Here is a 21,468-nt window from a genome sequence, read left to right as displayed (position 1 = left end):
CAATTCCGCAATTCTCCTTTCTGTTTAGTAAGCAAGTCGGTGTCCTTTATCTACAAGTCTGCAAGACTGCCTTGTCTATCCACAAACGCCATTCAATTTGATTGTCCCGAATAGTGATTTGGATGAAGCCTGTTTTTCTAGGGGCTTTATATGTTGGACTTTTCTATTCTGAATTCATCATTTTCAAATCCGACGTGGATCTCAATCGTATACGCATTCCTGTTGAGTTTTGTATTAGGTACGGTCTTGGCCGTTATTTACGTTAAAACTTTCCGAGGGCTGTCCTATTCATTGAACTTCCTGCATGGCTTGGTCTTACTGCCGATCGTAATTGCGATCGCTATGCAGGCGATTGGCGACAATGTAGCCCGTGGTATCGGGATGATCGGTGCTTTGTCCTTGTTGCGCTTTAGAACGAATGTCAAAGACCCGCGCGATATGTTTTTCATCTTTGCCTCTCTAGCCGTGGGCCTTGCGTCTGGGGTGCATGCCTATGGAATTGCGATCTTAGGTACGGGTTGTTTTGTAATTGCCCTTTTGGTGCTGCAGGGGTCTTCGTTCGCAGCAGGCCCTCAATTTGACGGACTTTTGCGTTTTAACCTAGCACGCAACCCCGAACAGCAAAGACAGATTGAAAATGTGCTTGAAGGCAAATGCCGTCACTTCGCCTTAGCGACAATCCGAGAAATGGGGCAAGGGGACCGCCTGGATTTTTCTTATCAAGTGCGTTTAAAGCCTCAAACGACGTCTTCTCAACTCATTGAAGACCTTGGCAAAGTGGATTCAGTCCGTGGATTGAACTTTATGAACCAAGAGTCCGTGATCGAGGTGTGATGATGAAAGCCGCACGCTCATTTCTTAAGACTTTTATGGAAGATTTTGTAGGCTCGGACAATAAGTTCCTGGCGGGGACCTGGTGTGTGGCGGTGCTAATCATACTTAGTTTTGGATTTGTTCTAAACTCAGAGACTGTCAGCATCTTGGGAATCGCAGAATCACGAGAGTTCCAAGTCAACTTTGATACGGCTGTCGAAATTAAGCAAATTCATGTGATGCCTAGCCAAGTTGTGAAAAAAGGCGACCTTCTTTTGGAGCTGGGTCAAAAAGAATTGGACAATCAATTGCGCATTCTTCGGTCTCGTCACGACCGTCTGCTGGCAGAGCTTAAATTGCGTCAAGAGATCTCTCATCTTACAAAAGATTATGCGAAGATGCCCGAGGGTGCGGATCCATTACTGGTAGACCTTAACGATACAAAAAAAGAAATGGATCTGATTGAAAATCGATTGCGCAACCTTTTCGTATTTGCGGAAGTGGATGGTGCGGTCGGAGCCGTGAATTTTAAAAACGGCGAAAAGGCTCCCGCATTTGCTCCGCTTTTAACTCTGGTCCCTGTGAATCCGAGCTATATCAATGGCTATGTGAATGAAAATCTTCATGCGACGATCAATGTGGGTCAGCTGGTGGATGTGGTTTCCGCCAGTGGCCACAAGATTCAAGGACGGGTTGTCAGCGTGGGAACTCGTATTGTACAGATTCCTGATCGTGTGATGCGTATTCAGACCCTTCCGGCCTGGGGACGCGAAGTCGTTATTAAGATTCCCAATGCCAACGGTTTCTTGGTCGGCGAAAAAGTGACGGTTAAAAAGTCTTGGGGAATTACTCTGTTCAGTACGGCTCAGGCCGAACAAGCCGATGCCGGTACGGACAGCTTTCAAAGTCTTGAAGAAATTTATTTTCCGACTCGCATCACTGAGCAGTTTCAGCCGGAAATTTCTGGTCTGACCTATATTCCCGAGATTCGCCAGTTTGCGATGATCTCTGACGACTATCCAGAAGATCACCCTTGGATCTTATTGATGAATGCCAAAGGTGAAGTCGCCGAACAAATGCTTCCCGTCGAGGGATTGGACAAAATGGAAGATATCGAATCTATATCTGCTGACGGAAGCGATATCTATCTTTTAAGTTCTCTTTCGGCGACAAAGAAAGAAAATCTTAAAGAGGCCCGTCAGCTTTTTGTGAAAGTAAAACGCAATGGCATCCGATTCTCTTTAGATAAACAGGTGGATTTAAGAAAAGCCCTTTTGCCAACCTTGGCGGCGGCTAAAGATCCAACACTGCAAGAGATTGCCCGGCAAAGTCAGGGTACGAAATTGAACGATCTTGAGGTCGAAGGTCATTTTGTTAAGGACGGGGATCTGTACTTAGCATTAAAACGTCCGATGATCTTCGCTGGGGAAGGCTTGATTTTAAAAGTTAAAAATATGGAGGCCCTATTTGAAACGGGTCGCATTCTTGAAAAGAATGTCAGCGTCGCTTTCCGTTTTCCCTTGCGACTGCCGCATAAGACAACCAGCCTCTATCTTTCTGACATGATTCATACCGAGGATCACATTTATATTTCAACCTCCTGCGTGAGTGAAAAGTGCAGTGCGGTTTGGAAAATCAACCCGCAAACTTCGCAGGCAGAGCTTGTGCAAGAATTCGATGTGAAGAAATTAGAGGGCATTTCATTGGGGCCTTCTCACCACCAGATCTTCGGAGTTTTTGACAATAAAAAAGGTGGCAAGTTCATCACCATACCTTTTGCGGCGGCTCAGGGGCAGCAATGATGTTTTTGATTCCTTGGCTGTTTGCTACTTCGGCGTTGGCTATTACGCCAGAACAGGTTCTTAAAACGGCCTGGAATGATAAGACATATCTGTCTTTCGAAGAAGTGCAGGCCACGGATTCTAAAAATCCTTTGCGCAGTGTCGACGGTTTTGTTTCAACCGAAGATGATGACGGTGATACCAAGTCTAAAATAGGTCTTAAGTTTCAATTTAAATCCTGGCCCGAATGGAAGACGGGTCGTCCTAAAGGGACGGAGCAAAAGCTTCTGCGAAACACTTCATTGGGATGGGCTTTGAAGAACCGTTACAACACTCTTTTGCTTTATGAATTAAACCGTCAGAAGTCCGAGAAATTAAAAGACGTGATCAAACTTGCAGAACGAAATGTGCAAGCTCAGACCTTGTCGTTACGTGCGGGCAGGGTGACTTCCAAGTCTTTTGTTTCGGCACGCAGTGAGCTGGTGAAACTCAAGCGCACGCTGGCTTTGTTGCAACAGGAAAAACAGATGCTAGAAACGAAGATTCAAGTATGGGTGCCTTCTTGGAAAGAAGGCGAGCTCGACAATCTAAATCTGATCAGCATCGACGATGTTGAGCAGAGCCTGAAAGAAACTGCCGTGAAAGGTGATTCACTGACAAAGAAAATAGCTAATGAAGAAATCGAGCAGATCAGCCAAGAGTTGACCATTGTTAAGGGACGAGAAAAGCAGTGGTTTAAGGGATTGGATGTCAGTCAGAACCGCAAGAATGATGATATTTCTTACGAAGTTGAAGTAACGGTGCAATTGCCATTTCTTTTCTCGGACGACCTGGCAAAACAAAAACAGAACGAGCTGATTTTAAAGCGTGCCTTAAAACAACGAGATATTGAAGAGACCGGGAATCGCTTAGAAACTTTGCGGGTGCAGGTTTTAAATCTGATTGAAATTTATAAAGATACACGGAAGCTCAGTAAAATTCAAGCGAGCAGTTTGGATCCATTGGCAAATATCGAGCGAAAAATCGTTGAACAGCAAGAGGAACTAGACCTATTAAATCAGCAGCAAGAAATCTTAAGTTTGTATCTTGAGTACTTACTAGAGTCAGAGATTTTAAACAACTCGCCAGAGAAAAACTATCTGGATAAGTCGTTGAAAGCCCTTTTATGAGCATTCAGGTTTCGCCTTTAAACTTAGAGCGGTATGAATTGAAGTACCTGATCTCTCCCGATATGGTCGAACCTATCTCCCGGTTTGTTGAAGCCTATTGCTACATGGATCATTTTTCTGAGATCGCGGACGACAAGTATTATACGATCAACAGTCTTTATCTGGATTCGCCGTCTTATTTTATTCTTCATTTTAAAGAACGCGCTAATGCCTTTAGTTTTAATATGCGAATCAGGTCTTATGGAGCTGGAACAGCGCCACCGTATTTTTTTGAGGTGAAGTACAAGGTGCGAGAGTTCGTTAAAAAGAAACGAGCAAAGGTGTCTATTCCCAACTGGTCGGATATTTTGGAATACGACACTATCCCGGATAATGTCGAGGAAGGATCCAAAGGCAATCTTGAGGATTTTCTAAGACAAAAAATCACTTACAACGTCGGCCCTGTCATACTGACTCAGTATCGTCGCAAGGCGTACATATCCCACGTCGACGACTATGCCCGTGTGACCTTTGACCGCGACCTGCGTTTTCACGAAGCGAACACTTGGACTGTTACGCCCAACGAAAAGCTTTTGTCGCATTACGATCACCCGGAATCTTTTGAAGAACCGGGAAAGTGCGTAGTTTTAGAACTGAAGTGCGAAAAGAAAATTCCGCTTTGGATGATTGATCTGATTCGTAAGTTCGGGTTGGTCGGTGGGTCGTTTTCTAAGTTTGGCAACTCTATGGCGACTCACTTAGGGATTCCTGACGTGGTCTCGTCAGGAATCCTTTATCGATAAACTAAAGGTCACAGCGATAAGAAGGTTTCGTCGCACCGGGGATGTATGTTTCAAGATCCACGTCGAAGATCAATTCGCCCGCTTGGCATTTTGAAAGCAGGATTTGTTTTGCTTTCGTCGCATTTCCTACTAGCACACCATAGTCGCTCGACGTGAAAAGCATCTCTTTCATGAAATAATCTTTGGTGTAGGCATCTTTCAAAGTGCGTTCAAAAGCCATAAAGCGACGGTAGGTGTTGTAGCTCATGTGGCGGACTTTTTCCAGAGCGCTCACTCGTCTCATCATGTTTGTTTTAACGATGCCGCAGTCATTGTCCTTAAGAACCATTTCTTTGATAAGAGCCGCCTGCTTGCCAGTCATCAAGTCTCTTTCCGCTTGCGGGACTTGCAATTGATTTCCCACCCATTTTGCTTCGGATTTCATGCGTTCGATCTTCTGGGTCGATGGGTGGGCGGCATACCAATAGAATTTATAGTGAATGTTTCCAATACGATCTTGTTGATTCATAAGAGTGTCTAAAAGAACTAAATCCGACACATCTTTCATCTGCGTCACCGTCTGCGCCACGGCTGCAAAGTCTTTTGTTCCCAACATTTGTTCCACTGTTTGAGAGCCGGAAACTTTTAAAAATGGAGGCTGCTGCAAAAAACGCTCATAGCGCGTGTCATACGAACCTTTGCCACTGACTTCAACATATTGCTCTTCGTTCTTAATATTATCGGAAAGAGCTCCGTAAATCTGGCTCAAAGTTCCATCAATCACAGTTGGATAGTTCGCGGGATTTTTATGAACTTTTCCCATGGCATTCCAGGAGTATTTAATGTCATCCGCGCTATTTTGAAAGTGAGCAATAGCCTTGTCAGTTTGACGAGAGTGGACGTCACGATCCATGGAGCGAATAACGGCTACAGGGACGCGACCGACATTACCTAGAATTCTGGAAACAGGATAGTAAGCAAGAATGGCTGGAGTGTAGGAGCAGGTCACAGATTGTTTAAACTTCGCTTCCGTTTTCACATTCATCTTTTTAACGTCGCAGTTGGAGGCATCAATCGCCGCCTTAGAATAAGAGGCATTTGGTTTTAATAAAAGGATTGCGGGATTTGTTGAGGTGTACTTCGGACAAATTCCCATATTCGTGTGAAAGTCGTAGCTGCAAAGATCATTTTCTTTTTCTACGTCATCGGCGCGATAAGAAGCTCCTGGCCATTTTTTTGGAACAACACAAACCTCTGCCAAACCTTGAGGCGATCTAAACTCTACACGGCGCTCACCTTGCAGCTCGGAGAGATTCAAGGCGAAGGAAGAAGACGCGCACGCAGTCACACATAGGACGGAAATCCATTTCTTACTCATATTAAAGCTCTTTTCTGATTAGGGTGATGAGCCATTTATAAAGAGGAACGGCAGCAACGGCACCTTACAAAAAAGAGAATATTCTTATCTACATAGTCGCAGGCTTTACAAAGGGACAGGGAAATCTGCGAAGCCCTCGTATTCAGAGAAAAGTGGGTCTAGTCTGATTGTGTGTTTCGACAAAACTTCAGCATGATCAAGAGAATGAAAACAGGATATTTCAAAACCGCAATCATTTTATTCGCTGCCGTTACTCAACTTACTGGATGTATGGAAGCTGCGCTCATGAAAGGCGTGCAAGACGCCGCTTCAGGAAATGTGGGTCAAGAGGAGCCCAATCAAATACCTGACGATTCCAATTCATCCGGATCTACGCCTGATACTGGTGCAAATGCCTTTAGCATTCAAAGAGAAGCTCAGAAGTACAAAGACCGTTATGAGCTGTCTGACACTTTCGCAAAACTCACTGATAACAGAGGTGATGGTGTTGACGAACTTTGGGGCACTCGCAATTTCCGTGTAGTTCTTCACGGTGTGATGTACCGCGGAGGAGCTAATAATAAGTATCTCAGCACGCCAAGAAACAATGTAAACCCTTTGCCAACTGTCGGTCTGAATAATCTTTGTAAAGAAGATTTCGGAGCTTCCGTTTATCTTTATTCAGAAAACTACGAAACAGCACCTCGAAGTGTGTCTTGTCAAAACACGTCTCACCAAAGCCACACCATGCAGTACAAACAGTACGCGGCGGCGGGAGAAAACGAAGCCATCCTGCAAATGGTTTACAACCGTATCAAAGGAAAAATGAATGGTCCGATCTATGCGCATTGCTGGAACGGCTGGCATTCCTCCGGCCTGATTTCGGGCATGGCCTTGAAACAGTTCTGTGGCTGGAGCAATGAAAAAGTGGATGCCTATTGGGTGAAAAACACGGACGGAAATTCTTCGGGATTCACAACGATTCGCAATCGCTTAAAGTCTTTCAAACCTTACGTGAAGTTTTCAATCACCGCGGCTGAACGCGCGGCTATCTGTCCTACGAACTAAAATAAAAAAGGGAATACAAAATCTGTATTCCCTTTTTTTATGTCTTTAATTTTTAAAAACTATTTTTGCGCTTTTTCGATCAGTTTTGTTGTTGATTTGCCATCAACGAATTGAAGTGACATCACTTTCCCGCCATAGGACATCACAAAAGGAGCACCGACGATGGATTCAATACTCCAGTCGCCGCCTTTTACTAAGATATCGGGACGAACTTTGTGAATCAGGTTTTCCGGCGTTTCCTCAGTGAAGATCACCGTGAAATCCACAGCTCCTAAAGCCGCTAAGATCTCGGCACGGTCATTTTCAATTTGCACGGGGCGAGTAGGGCCTTTAAGTTTTTTAACGCTGGCATCGGAGTTTACACCAACAACCAAGACGTCACCCAAGGCTTTGGCCTCTTGAAGATAACGAACGTGGCCGACGTGCAAAAGGTCGAAGCATCCATTTGTGAAGACGACTTTTTTTCCTTGAGTGCGAAGCGGAGCCAAGCTGGTTTCAATATCATCAAATTTACGAACTTGGCCCATAAAACTATGCCTTTTTATACAGGCGAGCGCCTGTGATAGAACCCGCAAGGTCCTGTCCCAGAACAGTCGAAAGAAGCGGGAATACAATAAATCCTGTCGTAATCACTAAGAATGAACGAGCAACCACACGCAAGGAGTAGGAAGCTTTGTTCAACTCTGCAGGCTGACCCACGCGTTGATCGAAAGCCCATTCACCCGGAGTGCAGCCCATGAACAGACGATTCACTGTCAGGTAAGCAAAACTCACCATCGCGAACAAAGACAGTGTCGCAAGATAGATCATACCCTGAGAGTCTGGGTTTGTAAGGTTGCCGATCAAATCGACTTTGGTGATAACCAAAAGAATGATCATGCAAAGAAGGCTCGAAGCTACGACAAGCATGCCATCAAGCATGGCAGCTGAAAAACTCCAAGTCGCTTTTTTGTACTCTTCTTTAACAGCCGTTTGAGAGATTTTTTGTTTGCTGTTGTCGAAATCCAACCGGCGGTTCTTTTGAAGCGTCTTAAGAATTTCATCAACGGCCGCAGAGCCATCACCACCCACTTCCGTAGCACCCGGAGTTGGTTGGATTTGTGTTGAAGAGTTGCGGTTTTTGCGTGGAAGAGGAGGACGCAAAGGATCGACAGAGGATTCCTCGATCAATTCCAAGCCTTGATCCATCATACGGTTTTTAGAAAACGTTTCTGTCTGAGCTTCGTCTTTGGCTGCGCCGGCTGTTTTCTTTTTGTGAAAACCTAGACCGTCCGTGAGCGGCTTAAACTCAAATTCCTCGAAGGGATCCATTCCCTCTCCTTTCAACACATCAGATCAAAGTCATACTTTAGGACTGATACCAGAGCCATGCAAGCCGTTTCAACTCGCAAAACCTGGGGTCCCAAGGTGACTGGGCGAAGGCCTAGTTCCTGGAATTTTTCGACTTCATTGTGAGAAAATCCCCCTTCAGAACCCACGATAATCCAGATGGCTTTGACGCCTTGAGGGTTTAGAGACTTCACCTGTTGAACATAATCCTTGATGCTAAGAGTCGACGGACCCTCATAAGCAAATAGACCCACATGACCAGCGTCCCGGTTAATCAAACCTGATACTTTCTCAAACGAGATTGCCGGTTGAACTTTCATGAGGTCGCCGCGGCCAGATTGTTGGGTGGCGGAGCGGACGATCTTATCCCAACGCTCGACCTTGTTATCAGAAAGTTTTTCGCCCGAGCGCAGGAAGCTGAATTCAGAAAAGAAAGGCTGAATGCTTTTCACACCCATCTCCACGGCTTTTTCCATGATGGCATCCATCACGGGGAAGCGCGAAATAGAAAGTGCTAAATGAATATGCGGTTCCTTCAAAGGAGGAATCGTCCGCTCTTCGAGAATTCTTGCCGTGGCATTTTTCTTTGAGACTTGCGTGACTTCAACGAAGTAGGCTTTACTGTCTTCAGTAAGGACTTCAAACTTTGAACCTACTTCTTGGCGACAGACATCGAAAATATGATGAAAGACGTCCCCAGTGAAGTTCACCTGATCTTGGAATAAATCTTTTTTCTCTATCCAATAACGTCTCATGCTTTTGACTGCGCCCAGTATCCAACCCACTCGTCTTTTTCTAAACGGCGAAGAACGGTGAGGCCTGAGTTTTCCATGAACTTTTCAAAGAAGTGGTTATCACGTTCTTCTAAAATACCTGTCAGAAGAATATGACCACCTGGTTTTAGCACACGAAGAAGATCCGATTTGATGTTGATCAGAACACCATCGATGATGTTCGCAACCACGACATCGTATTGAGAGCGCATATCTTCAATCTGTGTTTCGGGAATGTCGATTTGTTCAAGTTTATTCAACTTCACATTTTCACGAGCCACACGGCGTGCTTCCGGATCAATCTCGATTCCAGTAACAAGACCCATGCCGCTCATTTGCGCAAGCATCGCCAAAATCGCGGTGCCTGTCCCGACATCAAGAAGAGCCCACTCTTTCACGTCGTTTTTATATTTTTCAGCGAGTTTATGAATAAAGAAAGCCATCATCTGTGTGGTCGCATGAGTGCCGGTTCCAAATGCCATGCCCGGATCGATAAAGATCGCGTGTTTGCATTCTTCAGGAGGCTGCAACCAGCTTGGAACAACCCAGAAATCACCGACGAGCTTGAAAGGTTTAAAACCTTTTTTCCATTCCTCAAGCCAGTCTTTGTTTTCTTCTTCAAAGATATTCCATTTGATGCCGCCGTTGATTTCAAGAAGGCCATCAAAGAAATTCTGTGCTGGTTTTTCGGGGAAGAACACATCCACTTCGTGAGAGCGGACGTGAAGAAGTTTAGGATCGTAGGTAAGATCTGGCTGAATAAAAGCCAAAGCCTCTGTCACTCCAGAGGCTCCACATTCAAAACTATGTGTGGTGATGATGTCTTCCAGCTCTGCTGGAACTTGGCTTAGACGAACGCGGAAATAAGAATTGTCACTCATGAAGAGTGTTGTTACCAGAATCCGCCGTTTTTTCAAGGGTTTCCCCGGCCGGAGCCGAGGATGCCGCGGCCGCAGGGGCAGCAGAGGCTGAACTGCTATTAGTTGCGGCAGAAAGGAGACTATTCGCTTTCGTGTTGGCAGAAACTACAGGGTTTGTTCCAGTAGGGGCCGCCGTGGCAGGGGAAAGAGCTCCCGTCACTGTGGGTAAAGCCGTTGCTGAAGGAGCGACAGTGACCGCGACCACCGTTGCCGATGCTGTAGGCCCTTCACCCGAGGACTCTGCCACTTTGCGTTTTGCTTTGGGCTTAGAATTATCAATGAACGAGCCCTGAAGGTCGATGCGGTCCCCAGTCATTATTCCTATTTGCTCTAACATCGGAAGTTCATCACGAGATAAAAGAGTGTACTCGCGAGCCACGGCGACTTTGTCGTAAACAGCGATGATTTTTAGCTGTCCCACCGGCACCGTGATTTCACCAACAGCGTTGGCACCACTGGCATCACGAATATTGAGTTTACGAACGGCTGTCACCACCAGATTCTTTTTCAATCCTGAAGAGGGACCCGCGTTGATGTAGAAGTCTTTGTAGACGGTGTCATCTTCAGACATCGTGATATTGCGGCGAACATCCACGATGGCGATATCGGCGGCTTGTGATTTCATCGTGAAACCGGCAAGAAGCAGAACAAGAGTTAATAACTTCATAAGAAAACCCTTCCATGGTTTGTCTAAAAGCTTTATCGGCTGTCTTAAAATGAAACTTAAGGCTCGTTGCTGAAATGCCGGCCCCGACTCGACTTGAGTTTAGCGAACGTTCATACAAATCGCTTTAACGACGATGTTGGAACTAGTATCCGGCTTATAACAGCCGTAAGTAGTCTGGGTGAGGTCCGAATTTAAAACCATAGATCCAGATCCGCTCGTACAGGCACCGCCGGTCACATATTTTCCCGCAGGGCAACTGGCGAAATACCAACCTACTGCGGCCCCCGCAGGCTGGGCTACACTGACGATTTCGTGGCCAATTTTGATATTACCTCCGCCAAGGTCCAACCGTTCTGTAGGATTCGTCGTTCCAATGCCGACGTTACCGCCACTGGTGATTCGCATGCGTTCGACAGGAGCATTGAAACCATCTGAAGTTGTGGCGAAGATAAGACGGGTCGGCATATCGTTAAGGCCAGGAACGCCGTCAACTAATGCGGCAATCGAAGCTCCGGTTCTGTAGGTAGATCCGTCATGCGCTGCAAAGTTCACGTATCCCACTTCATCTGCGTTTTGAACTATGGCGCCAGCTCGATCTTTGCGAACAACAAAGTTACTTCCCCAGGCGTCATTCTGAGAGCGCGTAAAATAAGCGGAGCCACCGACGACATCCAGTGGAGCTGTTGGAGAGTTCGTTCCGATACCCACATAACCGGCAAAGTACGACGGCACTGTAGGATCATTCGTGTAGATGGACCACTTGTTTGTTCCTTGCACGCCATCGACATAGACGCCATAAGCATTTGTGATTGAGCCACTGCCGTTATTTCTAACGCGTGAGTGAAGTCCTATCGCTTGCGAAATTATTCCCGAGGCATCGTTATTCACTTCACCCTGAACTGCTAGTGAGGATCCCACCGTCGCTGAGGATTTATTGTAAGTACCGGACCATGAAGCAACAAGTTTATCTAAAGCGTTTGAGCCGTTGTGATGTGTGTAGTTGATCTGCGCTAAAATGCCACCGGTGATAGCGGCGGATGTTCCATCGCTTTCAGCGCCGTTGTATTGACCGACAAAAGTGCTTGCGCTGGAACTTGTTGGTGCCGCCCACATGAAATTAAAAGAAGCGGCGATATTGCCAGCGGCCGTAGCATTGGAAGTTTTATTGACTTGCAGTCTATATCCGGGAGATGCCGTGCCAATTCCAATATCTCCGGCACTGGTGATAGTCATTCGCGCCGAATTGTTGGTCTCGAAACTTAGCGCCTGTCCGTCGTTGGTTCCGACGTTCACGGTGGCGCCAGTGCTGTTGCCGCCGTCTAGAATGTTTCCGCTAGAAGCGGGGAGAAGTGAAGCCGGAATCCTTCCGGTGCCATCAAGCTCTACAAGATTTCCTGAAGAGGTTCCGAAGTTTTTCGTAGCCGCTGTTCCAAGGCCTGTTACTTGAGTGTTCGCGATCGCAATCGTGGTGCAAGCAAATGAGTCCGTGATTGAATTCCAAGTCAAAGTTTTATCGGCAGTAGAACACGAAGCGGGAACTTGAGCTGTGCCCGTGACTGTCGATCGCAATTGTCCCATGCCAAAATATTGGGGAGCCCAAGCCGATCCGTTGTGAACTAAAACTTGTCCACTGACCGGCGTGGTTGCAGAAACATCGACACCGCGGATTTTATCATCGGTATTGGTATCCGTATCATCTGCAGGTGCCCAATTTGTTCCGTTGTATTTAAGAACTTTTCCAGAAGCAAGGCCCGTCATATTAACGGCGACGCCTTTGATTTTATCAACGCTTGTCGCACTTTGAGTTCCCGAAACATCACCGCTTAAATTTCCAGTAAAGCCCGCAGAGCTACCGGAAATATTTCCGCTGACGTCATTTCCATTCACAACGGGAACTGTGCATTGAAATGTGCCGGCGGGAGCAATATGTCGAAGATACTCACCAGCACCACAAAGAGGCACACTGGATTTTAAAATAAAGTCGGCGACTGTATTTGAGCCAAGTTTTTGCGCGGTCTCAGCATACTGTGCGTGACCGGCAAAAGGAACACTGCGGATCTCACTGTCGGGACTGATGAGCTTCCAACCTGTGCCATCATAGAATTGAACTCTTAAAAGTCTTTTGTCATCAGCGATAGGGACGTAGGTGCCTCCGCCTTCACAATTTAACGTGACGGCATTGTTAAAGGCATTCAACAGCTTGAAGCCTGGGTCGACGGGATAATTTTTTGTGCCTGTGCCGATAGGGACGTCAAAGACGCCGGAAGAATTGCGCATATCAATCGCCGAAGATATTTCTTTATAGAGAACGCAAGAGCCCGAGGGATTGGTAATGGAAAATTCAAAGCGAACGCCGTTAACTTCAAGTGGAAGTCCGTCGGAATTTTTAATTCTTCCTTGATAGGTTAGAGAACCTGGAACTGCGAAGGTCGTTGCAGTCCCTACTAGAGACATGAAAAAAACCGAAACGTTCAAGATTTTCATATTAAAGACTTATCGGTTTATTATGAGGGATTCTATATATTACAACCGGGTAACGACTCTAAGAGAACGAATCTATTGTCTTTAAATGAATTTAACAAGAAGGACTTTAAGTTAGTTAGAGACGATAGCCCCTTGAACGGAGCTATAGACTTTATAAGTGTTGTCTGAAGTGGTTTGTTCAATTCCCGACATATAGTTACCGACGGTGCTTTGTACGTGATAGGTCACGCCACCACCGGAAGCTGTACCTGTTTGCGTAGAACCAGAGACTAAGCCCGTTGTTTTTGCAGGATCTTGAAATTTAATTGTCGGAATTTCTTTCGCTAATTGTTCTAAGGAAGCTTCCATCGAACAACCGACAGTTGTAGACACCAAGAGTGTCAGGAGAATCAGATTTTTCACGTACCACCTCCGACATAATACTTATCGGTTGAATTTGATGTTTTCCTAAGCACTTTACTTAGAAGAAGCCGGAGCACGCGTCTCACCTTGAGACTTCAAATGCTTTATAAGTTCTTCGTTCTGTCTTTTCAGTTCTTCATTTTGCTTTTGCAATAAAACCATTTGTTTTTCGAGGTTTTCCAAGCGGTCTTCATGATTGTTAAACAAGGATTTCACTTTGCTTTCGAAGGACGAAAACTTCTGAGTCAGTTGTTTGATTGAATTGATCAACATATAAGTGAAGGCCGAAGGATCCACTTTGTAAATTTCAGATTCTTCTTTGTCCGTCTTATTGATCTTCGTCTTTTCTTTTTGAATCATGTAAGGCGCAATCGGAGCTAACTCTTGTGCGATAACCCCGATATAGTGTTTTCCATCGTCAACAGTTCCACCTTTACCGTTATAGCGGAAGCTCACGGGATGAACCTTAAGAAGTTCGTCAAGGCCCGGATTAAAATCTTTGATGTCGGTTTTAAGGCGAGCGTCGGAAGTGGCGGCCCAAGAGCCTCCGCCTGGTTTGTAAGCGGTTCCATCTGCCGCGAAGATGATGCGAGCACTTTGAGCTCCACCGGATTTTGTATTGAAATAAATTTGGCCACCTTCAAGTTCATTGGTCACAGAAAGGTCAATGGTCGCATTGGCGCCAAAACCTATCCAGGCAGAACGTGTGTTGGGAGAAGCCGTTCGCGCGAATAACTGCAAGTAAACGTGGTCGATGTTTCCTGGTTTCAATGAAAGAAGTCCGGCTCCGCCTGTTCCTTCACCCATCGTGACTCCACCAGCCGCATTCACGGACATTAAAGGAGTGCCTGAACCCAAGTTGCCGTTATAAAGACGTAGTGACCGCGCGCCATTCGTATATTCGTTTGCCCAATGGAAGTTATGAGTTGCTGTGGCGTCACTTCCCATCTGAAAGGAAGAGTAAGCGAAAGCGCCAGTTCCGCTACTTCCGATATGGAGGTTGCCGAGAGGGGCATTCGTGTTCACACCTAATCTTCCAGCAAAGTAATTGTTGGCAGCGGCATCAGCCTGATAAAGCCCGTATTTGGATGTACCTGCGATGCCGTCAATGTAAATACCATAGGCGTTATTGACGGTCCCGCCTCCGGAGTTAGTAACTGTAAAGTAGCCGGCTCTTGCCGCTGATACGGAACCGGTTGAAGTATTTAAGACGGCTCCGTACACACCAGATGCAGTGCCAATAGCGGAAGACGATTTGTTATACACGTCAGCTGTAGTACCTACTGCGGCATTAATGGAACCTGTCTGACTGGCTCCAGTTTCGATTCGGTTTACGGCTCCATAAATAGATCCCGAATAGTTGAAGCCATTGTTAGGAGTGATCGTAGACCAAGAGCCGTGAAGGTTTCCTGCGACATCGGCTGTTGGAACCGGGAGCATATTAAATCGTGCAACGACGGTCGGACTAGTACTCAGACTTGTGACCTCTAGTTGAGAGGACGGTGTTGTATCACCGATACCCACCCAACCATTGGCTTTCACCGTCATCCAGCGCTTTTGTCCCATCATATCCGTGAAGTGAAGATCCGCCGCGGAACCCGAGGTGAAGTTTGCACCGGATTCGATGTAGTTAACACCGCCTTCAGAAAGAATGCGAAGAGCCGCAGGAGTTGTTGCGTTGTTGTCTTGTAAGCGAATATCTGCGCCGGCGGCGTCAGTGATATGCAAGTTGCCGGCCGGAGAAGCTTCTTTAATACCGACGTTGCCGCCCGAAAGAATTGTTATGCGAGCGGAGTTGTTAGTTTCTAGAACAAGTGAATTCGCATCGTTTGTACCCAACGTTGCTGTGCCTGCGAATGAATTACCACCGTTTACAAAAACGGAACCATTAGCAAACGACGTACATGTCATCATTCCCGTGCCATCAAACGTTAAAAGCTGTCCGACCGCGCAGTTAAATGCCGTGACCGCGGACCCGGTTCCATTCGATGCGAGAAGTCTGTTTGCAGTCAGTGATGTAGCTCCCGTACCACCTTTAGAAACGGGAACTGTCGTTGGAAAATTGGCTGGATCGGCACTGATAGTACCGCTAGTGACCGCAATACCAGCGCCTACTTGCACGGCACCTTTTGCACTCGTTGTTGCATCACTAATAGAAATAACAGGCGTTGAAGTTCCCGTTGCGACGGCGATAGGAGCTGTTCCTGAAACGCTGGTCACAGTTCCATTAGGAGGTGTCACCCATTGTAAGCCTGATGCTTGTGCCGAGTTTGCAGAAAGAACTTGTCCATTGGTGCCCACTGGCAGACGAATGTCATTTGTGCCATCGTTAACAACAAGATCACCCTTGGTTGTCAGAGGAGAAAGAGCGTTAAAAGCGGCTGTTGCTGAAGTTTGTCCCGTACCGCCGTTAGCAATAGGGAGGGTGCCGGTGACTTCAGTAGCAAGATTGATTGCGCCGCCATTTGTTGCCGAAGTTAAACGGCCTTGGGCATCGACAGTGATATTTGCGCGAGTATAGGAGCCCGCCGTTACTGCGGTGTTTGCAAGCGAAATAGTTCCGGTGGAAGTAATCGGACCACCACTCAGGCCCGTACCTGTGGCGATATTGGTGACGGTTCCGCCACTTGATGTATCCGTATCGTTCGCACATTCCCAGCGTAAATTCGCCGTCACCCATTTCAAAGTTTGACCGTCGGTACAGGCGACATTGTTAGGACGATAAGTCAGATATTTTGAAGCAGCGCTAGTGATATCACCATAATCAAGAGTGACGGCTCCGGTTTTTGTTGCCACCGAAGTGACGGGGAATGCGATCGCGGTGTTGCTTGCCGCCGTTAAGCGTCCTTGAGCATCCACCGTAAAAGTTCCCACCTGGGTCGTCGAGCCATAAGATCCAGCAGTCACAGCCGTATTCGCTAACGAAATAGTTCCAGTTGCAGTAATAGGTCCGCCACTAAGACCTGTTCCCGTTGCAATATTAGTAACGGTGCCGCCAGCATTGCTGTCATTAGCCGGAGCCCACTTAGTTCCATCATATTTTAAAACTTGTCCCGAAGTTAAGCCTGTCGTATCGACGTCGACACCTTTGATTTTATTAACCGAAACGGCGCCGATTGTTCCGCTGACGTCTCCAGCAACAGAAACATTGATCGCCTGACACTGAAATGAACCAGACACTGAATTCCAGTAAGGAGTTTGGTGAGCCGCACAGTTCGCACTGCCGACGGCGGTATTAAACGAAGCCGTCGTTTTATAGGTCGCGAGCGTTGCACTTAAGTTCGTAACATCTGAAATTGCAATAGAAGAGCCAGTCCACTGAGACCCATCAAATTTAAAAAACTGATTTGCAGAAGGGGCCGCATTTGCAACTGCCACATTTTGAATTTTTGCAACAGAAGGATTGGGATAAGTGCCACTAAGATCCCCACTCGCAGTTCCCGTGGGCGTACGAGCATCGCTCAAGCGTGAATCATTTCCGGCAGCGACAGTGCCCGCTCCCGTGCCCACATTCAACGTCAGTTGGGGTGTGGAAGTTCCGCTGGTAACAGTGATGTAAGAGTTAGCAGAAGTCACGTTGGTGACGGTGCCACCGCTGGCTCCTGAGACGGGTGCACATCCTAAAGCCGTTCCATCCCAGCTTAAGAACTCACCTGCAGAACAGGCTGGCAATCCCGTTTTGACGAAGAAATCATTTTCCGTTTTAGTACCCAATCTTTCAGAGGAATGAGCATACGCGGAAAAAGGAACTGTGCGGATTTCATTCGACGGTGAAATGACTTTCCAGCCACTGCCATCATGAAACTGAACTTTAAGAAGGCGAATGTCCCCGGATAACGCCGAATAAGTTGCCCCGCCGACGCAATCATGTGTCTTGGCGTTGTTGAAAGCGTCTAAGAGAGAATAGAAAGGATCGGCAGGAAAAAGTTTTGTGCCTGAACCAATAGGCACATCAAAGACGCCCTTGGAGTTCACCATGTTAATGCCGTCTTTTTGTTCACGATAAATTACACAAGTGCCGTTAGGGTTTGTGACTTCAAAAATAAAACTGACAGAGCTGTGTTCTAAGGCCTGACCATCTGCTTTTAAGATACGCCCTTGATAGGTGAATAAGGCCGGCGCCGCATGGACCGCAGACATGGCAAAAAAAACGAGACATAGAATAAGTGACGTACCGGCTCTCATACTTATCTTATCGGAATCTTGACAACTTTTTCGAAGGTCTTAGGGCCAGAATTATTCGAACGTAAGAGAGTCTAAGATATGTGTCTCGAAATAAGACGAGGGGTTATGAGTCTTTAGAAAATCACTTTATACAGAAGTCGAGACTCTTATCCTGTTTGCACAACGCCTTTTTGATAGAAGAAATTTCTTGAACCTGGGTTTTCAGCTTTTCGTTTTCTTCCTTCAGTGAAGCGATCTCTCTTTTTTGTGAGACTAATTCTTTGTGAATGACTTCCGAATCTGAAGACCATCTATGGTTCAACTCTTTAATGGCTTCGATGATCGGAGCTACAAGATTTTGATAAGCGACAGACTTAAAGCCGTTGCTATCCGTTTTCACGACTTCAGGGAAAACAGCTTCAACTTCTTGGGCGATAAGACCCATTTGTTTTGTCTGGTCTTTATTTTTGTCGATCCATTGATAAGTCACACCTTGGATATTTGTGATTCGGTCCAGCGCATTCAGGATGGGTTTAATATCATTCTTAAGACGGACATCCGAAGCTTGAGTGAGAGTGCCAGAGAGGGTGGCATTACCCGTAGAGTAGAGACTGAAGTAACAAACATTCAAAGCAAAACACATTGCGTTCGCACCAAGAGGCGCTGCTGTTGATGAAGATAACCAACGCCAAGCCTGACCGCCGGCGGAAGTGTTGGTATTATAGATCATCGTATACGCCGCCGCAGATGAGACTGTAAGGTGTCCCGGAGGTGCCGTTGTTCCGATCCCGACATTCCCGTCAGAATGAATTCTCATTCGTTCAGCAGATGTTCCCGACGCTATTGTACTGAATATCATCGTTGATGATTTTGAAGTCGCAAAGTCAGATGCGGCATAGGAGTTAATGCTTGCGGCATTTACAAAGGCTGAGCCGTCATATCCACGGAAGGCAAGAAATCCTAAACTGTCATTAGTAAGAACAGCGGCGGGCGTTCCGGCAGAATCACGCGCACGCGTGATAATCACGGAACCTTCGCCACTCGCACTGTGCTGCGATTGAATATAAAGATCATCATCAAGCCCGCCAGTTCCTTTGATGTGCAACACTCTTTCGGGAGCTGTGACCGTCGGGCCGATACCGATTCTTCCTGGAACTTGAAGCGCCAAATCCTGCGTAGCTCTCCAATCACCAGCCGTATTTGCATTACCAATGCGCACGACACCGTTAGCTGGATTTGTCGCAGGGCCAATACCCCAATATCCAGTGCTGTTCCAGTTACCAACGAACTGAGCTTGTCCTAAAGTGTTGTGATAACTTCCTACGAAAATGCTATTGTAAGTCGCTTGGGCATCCCAAGCACCGACTTGTAACAAGGCCCCTGGACCACTTGAACCGATGCCCACTTTACCATCAGCTTGAATGCGCATTTTTTCGTCGTTATTGGTATCAAAAATCACAGGGCCATTCACGCCGTTAGAGACATAAAGTTCATCCCCAGCACCATTTGTGAATCCAAAAGTTCCCTTCCAAGTTCCATTGCGAAGAAAATCAATACTAGGAATACCTGAGGCCGGACTGTCTAAACTCAGAGGTGCTTGAGTCGCCGAACCAGAACGGATCTTGAGTTTTGCATTTGTGTCGACCGTCGTATTGACGGCGAGGTCACCTGCCGCGCTGATCGTAAGTCGAACCGTGTTGTTTGTTTCTAAATTCAATGCATTGGAATCATTTGTTCCTAAAGTTCCTGCCGCTGCGAAAGAGTTTCCGCCATTCACAAAAACCGAAGCATTTGCGAAAGATGTACAGGTCATCATACCTGTGGCATCAAAAGTAAGAAGCTGTCCCGTCGCACAGTTAAATGCTGTGATCGCACTGCCACTTCCATTGGAAGCAAGAAGTCTATTTGCAGTCAAAGAGGTTGCGCCCGTACCACCTTTAGAAACCGGAACAGCCGAAGGGAAGTTAGCAGGGTCCGCACTGATAGTTCCCGCAGAGACCGCGATACCAGCGCCTACTTGCACAGCTCCTTTTGCTGAGGTCGTCGCGTCCACGATTGAAATTGAAGGAGTTGTTGAACCGGATGAAACCGAAATAGGTGCCGTGCCTGAAACATTGGTGACAGTTCCATTAGTGGGAGTCACCCATTGTAAGCCCGAGGCCTGGGCCGAGTTCGCGGAAAGAACTTGGCCATTTATACCTACTGGAAGACGAATGTCATTGGTTCCGTCATTCACGACAATATCACCTTTAGTTGTCAGAGGAGAAAGCGCGTTGAAGGCGTCTGTCGCATTTGTTTGGCCAGTACCGCCGTTCGCTATTGGAAGAGTTCCTGTGATATCCGTGGCAAGATTCACGGCCGATCCATTGCTCGCTGCAGTTAAACGACCCTGAGCGTCCACCGTAATATTGGCTCGCGTATAAGAACCCGCGGTGACTGTCGTATTTGCCAAAGAAATAGTTCCCGTCGAAGTGATCGGGCCGCCGCTAAGACCCGTGCCGGTTGCAATATTTGTAACTGTACCACCGGCATTACTGTCATTCGCAGGCGCCCACTTCGTTCCATCGTATTTCAAAACTTGTCCTGAAGATAATCCGGTCGTATCAACATCGACACCTTTAATTTTATTAACCGATACGGCACCAATACTTCCACTGACATCGCCGGCGACGGATACGTTGATCGCTTGGCACTGAAAAGAGCCCGAAACCGAATTCCAGTAAGGAGTTTGGTAAGCGGCGCAATTCGCACTTCCTACAGCGGCATTGAAGGCCGCGGTGGTGTGATAATTAGAGAATGTGGAATTCAAGTTTGTCACATCCGAAATCGCAATGGCTGAAGCCGCCCATTGGGAACCATCGAACTTAAAAAACTGCCCCGTTGTCGGAACCGCCGTAGCAACTGCGACATTCTGAATCTTTGCCACAGTTGGATTTGGATAAGTTCCACTTAAATCGCCGGAAGCGGCGCCATTCGGCGGACGAGAGTCTGATAAACGCGGGTCATTGCCGGCAGCAACGGTGTTTGCCGTAGAACCCACATTCAAAGTTAGAACTGGAGTCGATGTATTACTAGCGACCGTAAGATAAGAGTTGGCGGAAGTGACATTAGTCACCGTGCCGCCACTTGCACCTGACACCGCTGCGCAAGTAAGGGCCGTTCCATTCCAAGTTAAAAACTCTCCGGCATTACAAGAAGGAATTCCGGTTTTCACGATGAAATCATTTGCGCCTAGATCTCCCAGTTTCTCTGCAGATTGCGAATAGGCGGCAAAAGGAACAGAACGAATTTCATTGTCCGGGCTAATAACCTTCCATCCCGTACCATCGTGGAATTGCACACGAAGCAAACGCGTGTGACCTACCGCAGGAGTGTAGTTGCCAGCAACATTGTTATCCGCATCGGCGCAATCATGCGTCGTGCTGTTATTGAAAGCATTTAAAAGAGTTTTCGTCGGAGAAGACGGGAAAAGCTTCGTACCTGCACCGATGGGAACGTCGAAAACCCCATGACTGTTAGTCATATTGATTCCGTTCTTCTGTTCACGATAGATGACACAGGCACCGGTATTATTCGTAATTTCAAAAAGAAAGCTAACGTTGTTATATTCTAGTGCCGTACCGTCGGCTTTCACAATGCGGCCTTGATAAGTCAGCAGATTAGGAGCGGCGAAGCTTCCTAAGGAGGCCAGAAGAATATGAACCAAGACAAGATACGTTCCGTGTTTCATATTCTTCTTATCGGATTCTTAACAGGAAAGTCGGAGAGCGAACGCGAATT

The 21,468-nt window shown here is 46.8% G+C and carries 15 protein-coding genes; 5 read left to right on the top strand and 10 right to left on the bottom strand.

Going from position 1 to position 21,468, the window contains the following annotated elements:
• The first annotated feature begins 150 nt into the window (after positions 1 to 150).
• The 4 genes from AZI85_RS12305 to AZI85_RS12290 are packed head-to-tail and all read left to right on the top strand — an operon-like array spanning position 151 to position 4,545.
• Positions 151 to 834: a DUF4956 domain-containing protein gene (locus tag AZI85_RS12305; protein WP_063205088.1), complete on the top strand. Its 684-nt coding sequence runs from the start codon at positions 151 to 153 to the stop codon at positions 832 to 834.
• Positions 834 to 2,615, top strand: coding sequence for a biotin/lipoyl-binding protein (locus tag AZI85_RS12300; protein WP_253720974.1), 1,782 nt, complete (start codon positions 834 to 836; stop codon positions 2,613 to 2,615). The genes AZI85_RS12305 and AZI85_RS12300 overlap by 1 nt, the downstream gene beginning before the upstream one ends.
• Positions 2,612 to 3,763, top strand: a complete 1,152-nt coding sequence (locus tag AZI85_RS12295) for a hypothetical protein (RefSeq protein ID WP_155724016.1) — start codon at positions 2,612 to 2,614, stop codon at positions 3,761 to 3,763. The genes AZI85_RS12300 and AZI85_RS12295 overlap by 4 nt, the downstream gene beginning before the upstream one ends.
• Complete coding sequence (locus AZI85_RS12290; RefSeq protein WP_063244307.1) at positions 3,760 to 4,545, top strand: polyphosphate polymerase domain-containing protein; 786 nt, start codon at positions 3,760 to 3,762, stop codon at positions 4,543 to 4,545. Before AZI85_RS12295 ends, AZI85_RS12290 begins: the two co-directional genes overlap by 4 nt.
• Position 4,546: 1 nt before the next feature.
• Here the strand turns inward: AZI85_RS12290 and AZI85_RS12285 are convergent, their stop codons facing one another.
• Positions 4,547 to 5,902, bottom strand: a complete 1,356-nt coding sequence (locus tag AZI85_RS12285) for a hypothetical protein (RefSeq protein ID WP_063244306.1) — start codon at positions 5,900 to 5,902, stop codon at positions 4,547 to 4,549.
• A gap of 204 nt (positions 5,903 to 6,106) precedes the next feature.
• Between AZI85_RS12285 and AZI85_RS12280 the strand changes: the two genes are divergently transcribed.
• Positions 6,107 to 6,949, top strand: a complete 843-nt coding sequence (locus tag AZI85_RS12280) for a hypothetical protein (RefSeq protein WP_063244305.1) — start codon at positions 6,107 to 6,109, stop codon at positions 6,947 to 6,949.
• A gap of 59 nt (positions 6,950 to 7,008) precedes the next feature.
• Here the strand turns inward: AZI85_RS12280 and rfaE2 are convergent, their stop codons facing one another.
• The 9 genes from rfaE2 to AZI85_RS12235 all read right to left on the bottom strand — a co-directional run bounded on the left by rfaE2 (position 7,009) and on the right by AZI85_RS12235 (position 21,418).
• The gene (rfaE2, locus tag AZI85_RS12275; protein ID WP_063244304.1) at positions 7,009 to 7,476 is read right to left on the bottom strand and encodes a D-glycero-beta-D-manno-heptose 1-phosphate adenylyltransferase; all 468 of its coding nucleotides are present in this window, start codon (positions 7,474 to 7,476) and stop codon (positions 7,009 to 7,011) included.
• A gap of 4 nt (positions 7,477 to 7,480) precedes the next feature.
• The gene (locus AZI85_RS12270) at positions 7,481 to 8,260 is read right to left on the bottom strand and encodes an RDD family protein (protein ID WP_063244303.1); all 780 of its coding nucleotides are present in this window, start codon (positions 8,258 to 8,260) and stop codon (positions 7,481 to 7,483) included.
• 11 nt (positions 8,261 to 8,271) lie between these two features.
• The gene (locus tag AZI85_RS12265; RefSeq protein WP_063244302.1) at positions 8,272 to 9,033 is read right to left on the bottom strand and encodes an RsmE family RNA methyltransferase; all 762 of its coding nucleotides are present in this window, start codon (positions 9,031 to 9,033) and stop codon (positions 8,272 to 8,274) included.
• Positions 9,030 to 9,968 (bottom strand): 50S ribosomal protein L11 methyltransferase, encoded by a 939-nt coding sequence (locus tag AZI85_RS12260; protein ID WP_253720973.1) that lies wholly within the window; start codon positions 9,966 to 9,968, stop codon positions 9,030 to 9,032. Before AZI85_RS12260 ends, AZI85_RS12265 begins: the two co-directional genes overlap by 4 nt.
• Positions 9,925 to 10,638, bottom strand: a complete 714-nt coding sequence (locus AZI85_RS12255; protein ID WP_063244300.1) for a hypothetical protein — start codon at positions 10,636 to 10,638, stop codon at positions 9,925 to 9,927. Before AZI85_RS12255 ends, AZI85_RS12260 begins: the two co-directional genes overlap by 44 nt.
• Before the next feature lie 99 nt (positions 10,639 to 10,737).
• Positions 10,738 to 13,122, bottom strand: a complete 2,385-nt coding sequence (locus tag AZI85_RS12250; RefSeq protein WP_063244299.1) for a hypothetical protein — start codon at positions 13,120 to 13,122, stop codon at positions 10,738 to 10,740.
• A gap of 111 nt (positions 13,123 to 13,233) precedes the next feature.
• Positions 13,234 to 13,524, bottom strand: coding sequence for a hypothetical protein (locus tag AZI85_RS12245; protein ID WP_253720972.1), 291 nt, complete (start codon positions 13,522 to 13,524; stop codon positions 13,234 to 13,236).
• A 54-nt stretch (positions 13,525 to 13,578) separates the two neighbouring features.
• Positions 13,579 to 17,709 carry a tail fiber domain-containing protein gene (locus AZI85_RS12240; protein WP_063244298.1) on the bottom strand — a complete coding sequence of 1,377 codons (4,131 nt, stop codon included), beginning with the start codon at positions 17,707 to 17,709 and terminating at the stop codon, positions 13,579 to 13,581.
• 121 nt (positions 17,710 to 17,830) lie between these two features.
• Positions 17,831 to 21,418 (bottom strand): tail fiber domain-containing protein, encoded by a 3,588-nt coding sequence (locus tag AZI85_RS12235; RefSeq protein ID WP_063244297.1) that lies wholly within the window; start codon positions 21,416 to 21,418, stop codon positions 17,831 to 17,833.
• Between the last annotated feature and the right edge of the window lie 50 nt (positions 21,419 to 21,468).

The sequence above is a fragment of the Bdellovibrio bacteriovorus genome, from assembly GCF_001592755.1.
GTDB lineage: Bacteria > Bdellovibrionota > Bdellovibrionia > Bdellovibrionales > Bdellovibrionaceae > Bdellovibrio > Bdellovibrio bacteriovorus_E.
The sequence above is the reverse complement of the archived record's forward strand: the minus strand, read 5'-3'. Positions and strand labels throughout refer to the sequence as shown.

Bases quoted from the DNA above. Each gene is read 5' to 3' on its own strand.
- AZI85_RS12305 (WP_063205088.1), top strand. From the start codon at position 151: ATGTTGGACTTTTCTATTCTGAATTCATCATTTTCAAATCCGACGTGG.
- AZI85_RS12300 (WP_253720974.1), top strand. From the start codon at position 834: ATGATGAAAGCCGCACGCTCATTTCTTAAGACTTTTATGGAAGATTTT.
- AZI85_RS12295 (WP_155724016.1), top strand. From the start codon at position 2,612: ATGATGTTTTTGATTCCTTGGCTGTTTGCTACTTCGGCGTTGGCTATT.
- AZI85_RS12290 (WP_063244307.1), top strand. From the start codon at position 3,760: ATGAGCATTCAGGTTTCGCCTTTAAACTTAGAGCGGTATGAATTGAAG.
- AZI85_RS12285 (WP_063244306.1), bottom strand. From the start codon at position 5,902: ATGAGTAAGAAATGGATTTCCGTCCTATGTGTGACTGCGTGCGCGTCT.
- AZI85_RS12280 (WP_063244305.1), top strand. From the start codon at position 6,107: ATGAAAACAGGATATTTCAAAACCGCAATCATTTTATTCGCTGCCGTT.
- rfaE2 (WP_063244304.1), bottom strand. From the start codon at position 7,476: ATGGGCCAAGTTCGTAAATTTGATGATATTGAAACCAGCTTGGCTCCG.
- AZI85_RS12270 (WP_063244303.1), bottom strand. From the start codon at position 8,260: ATGGATCCCTTCGAGGAATTTGAGTTTAAGCCGCTCACGGACGGTCTA.
- AZI85_RS12265 (WP_063244302.1), bottom strand. From the start codon at position 9,033: ATGAGACGTTATTGGATAGAGAAAAAAGATTTATTCCAAGATCAGGTG.
- AZI85_RS12255 (WP_063244300.1), bottom strand. From the start codon at position 10,638: ATGAAGTTATTAACTCTTGTTCTGCTTCTTGCCGGTTTCACGATGAAA.
- AZI85_RS12250 (WP_063244299.1), bottom strand. From the start codon at position 13,122: ATGAAAATCTTGAACGTTTCGGTTTTTTTCATGTCTCTAGTAGGGACT.
- AZI85_RS12240 (WP_063244298.1), bottom strand. From the start codon at position 17,709: ATGAGAGCCGGTACGTCACTTATTCTATGTCTCGTTTTTTTTGCCATG.
- AZI85_RS12235 (WP_063244297.1), bottom strand. From the start codon at position 21,418: ATGAAACACGGAACGTATCTTGTCTTGGTTCATATTCTTCTGGCCTCC.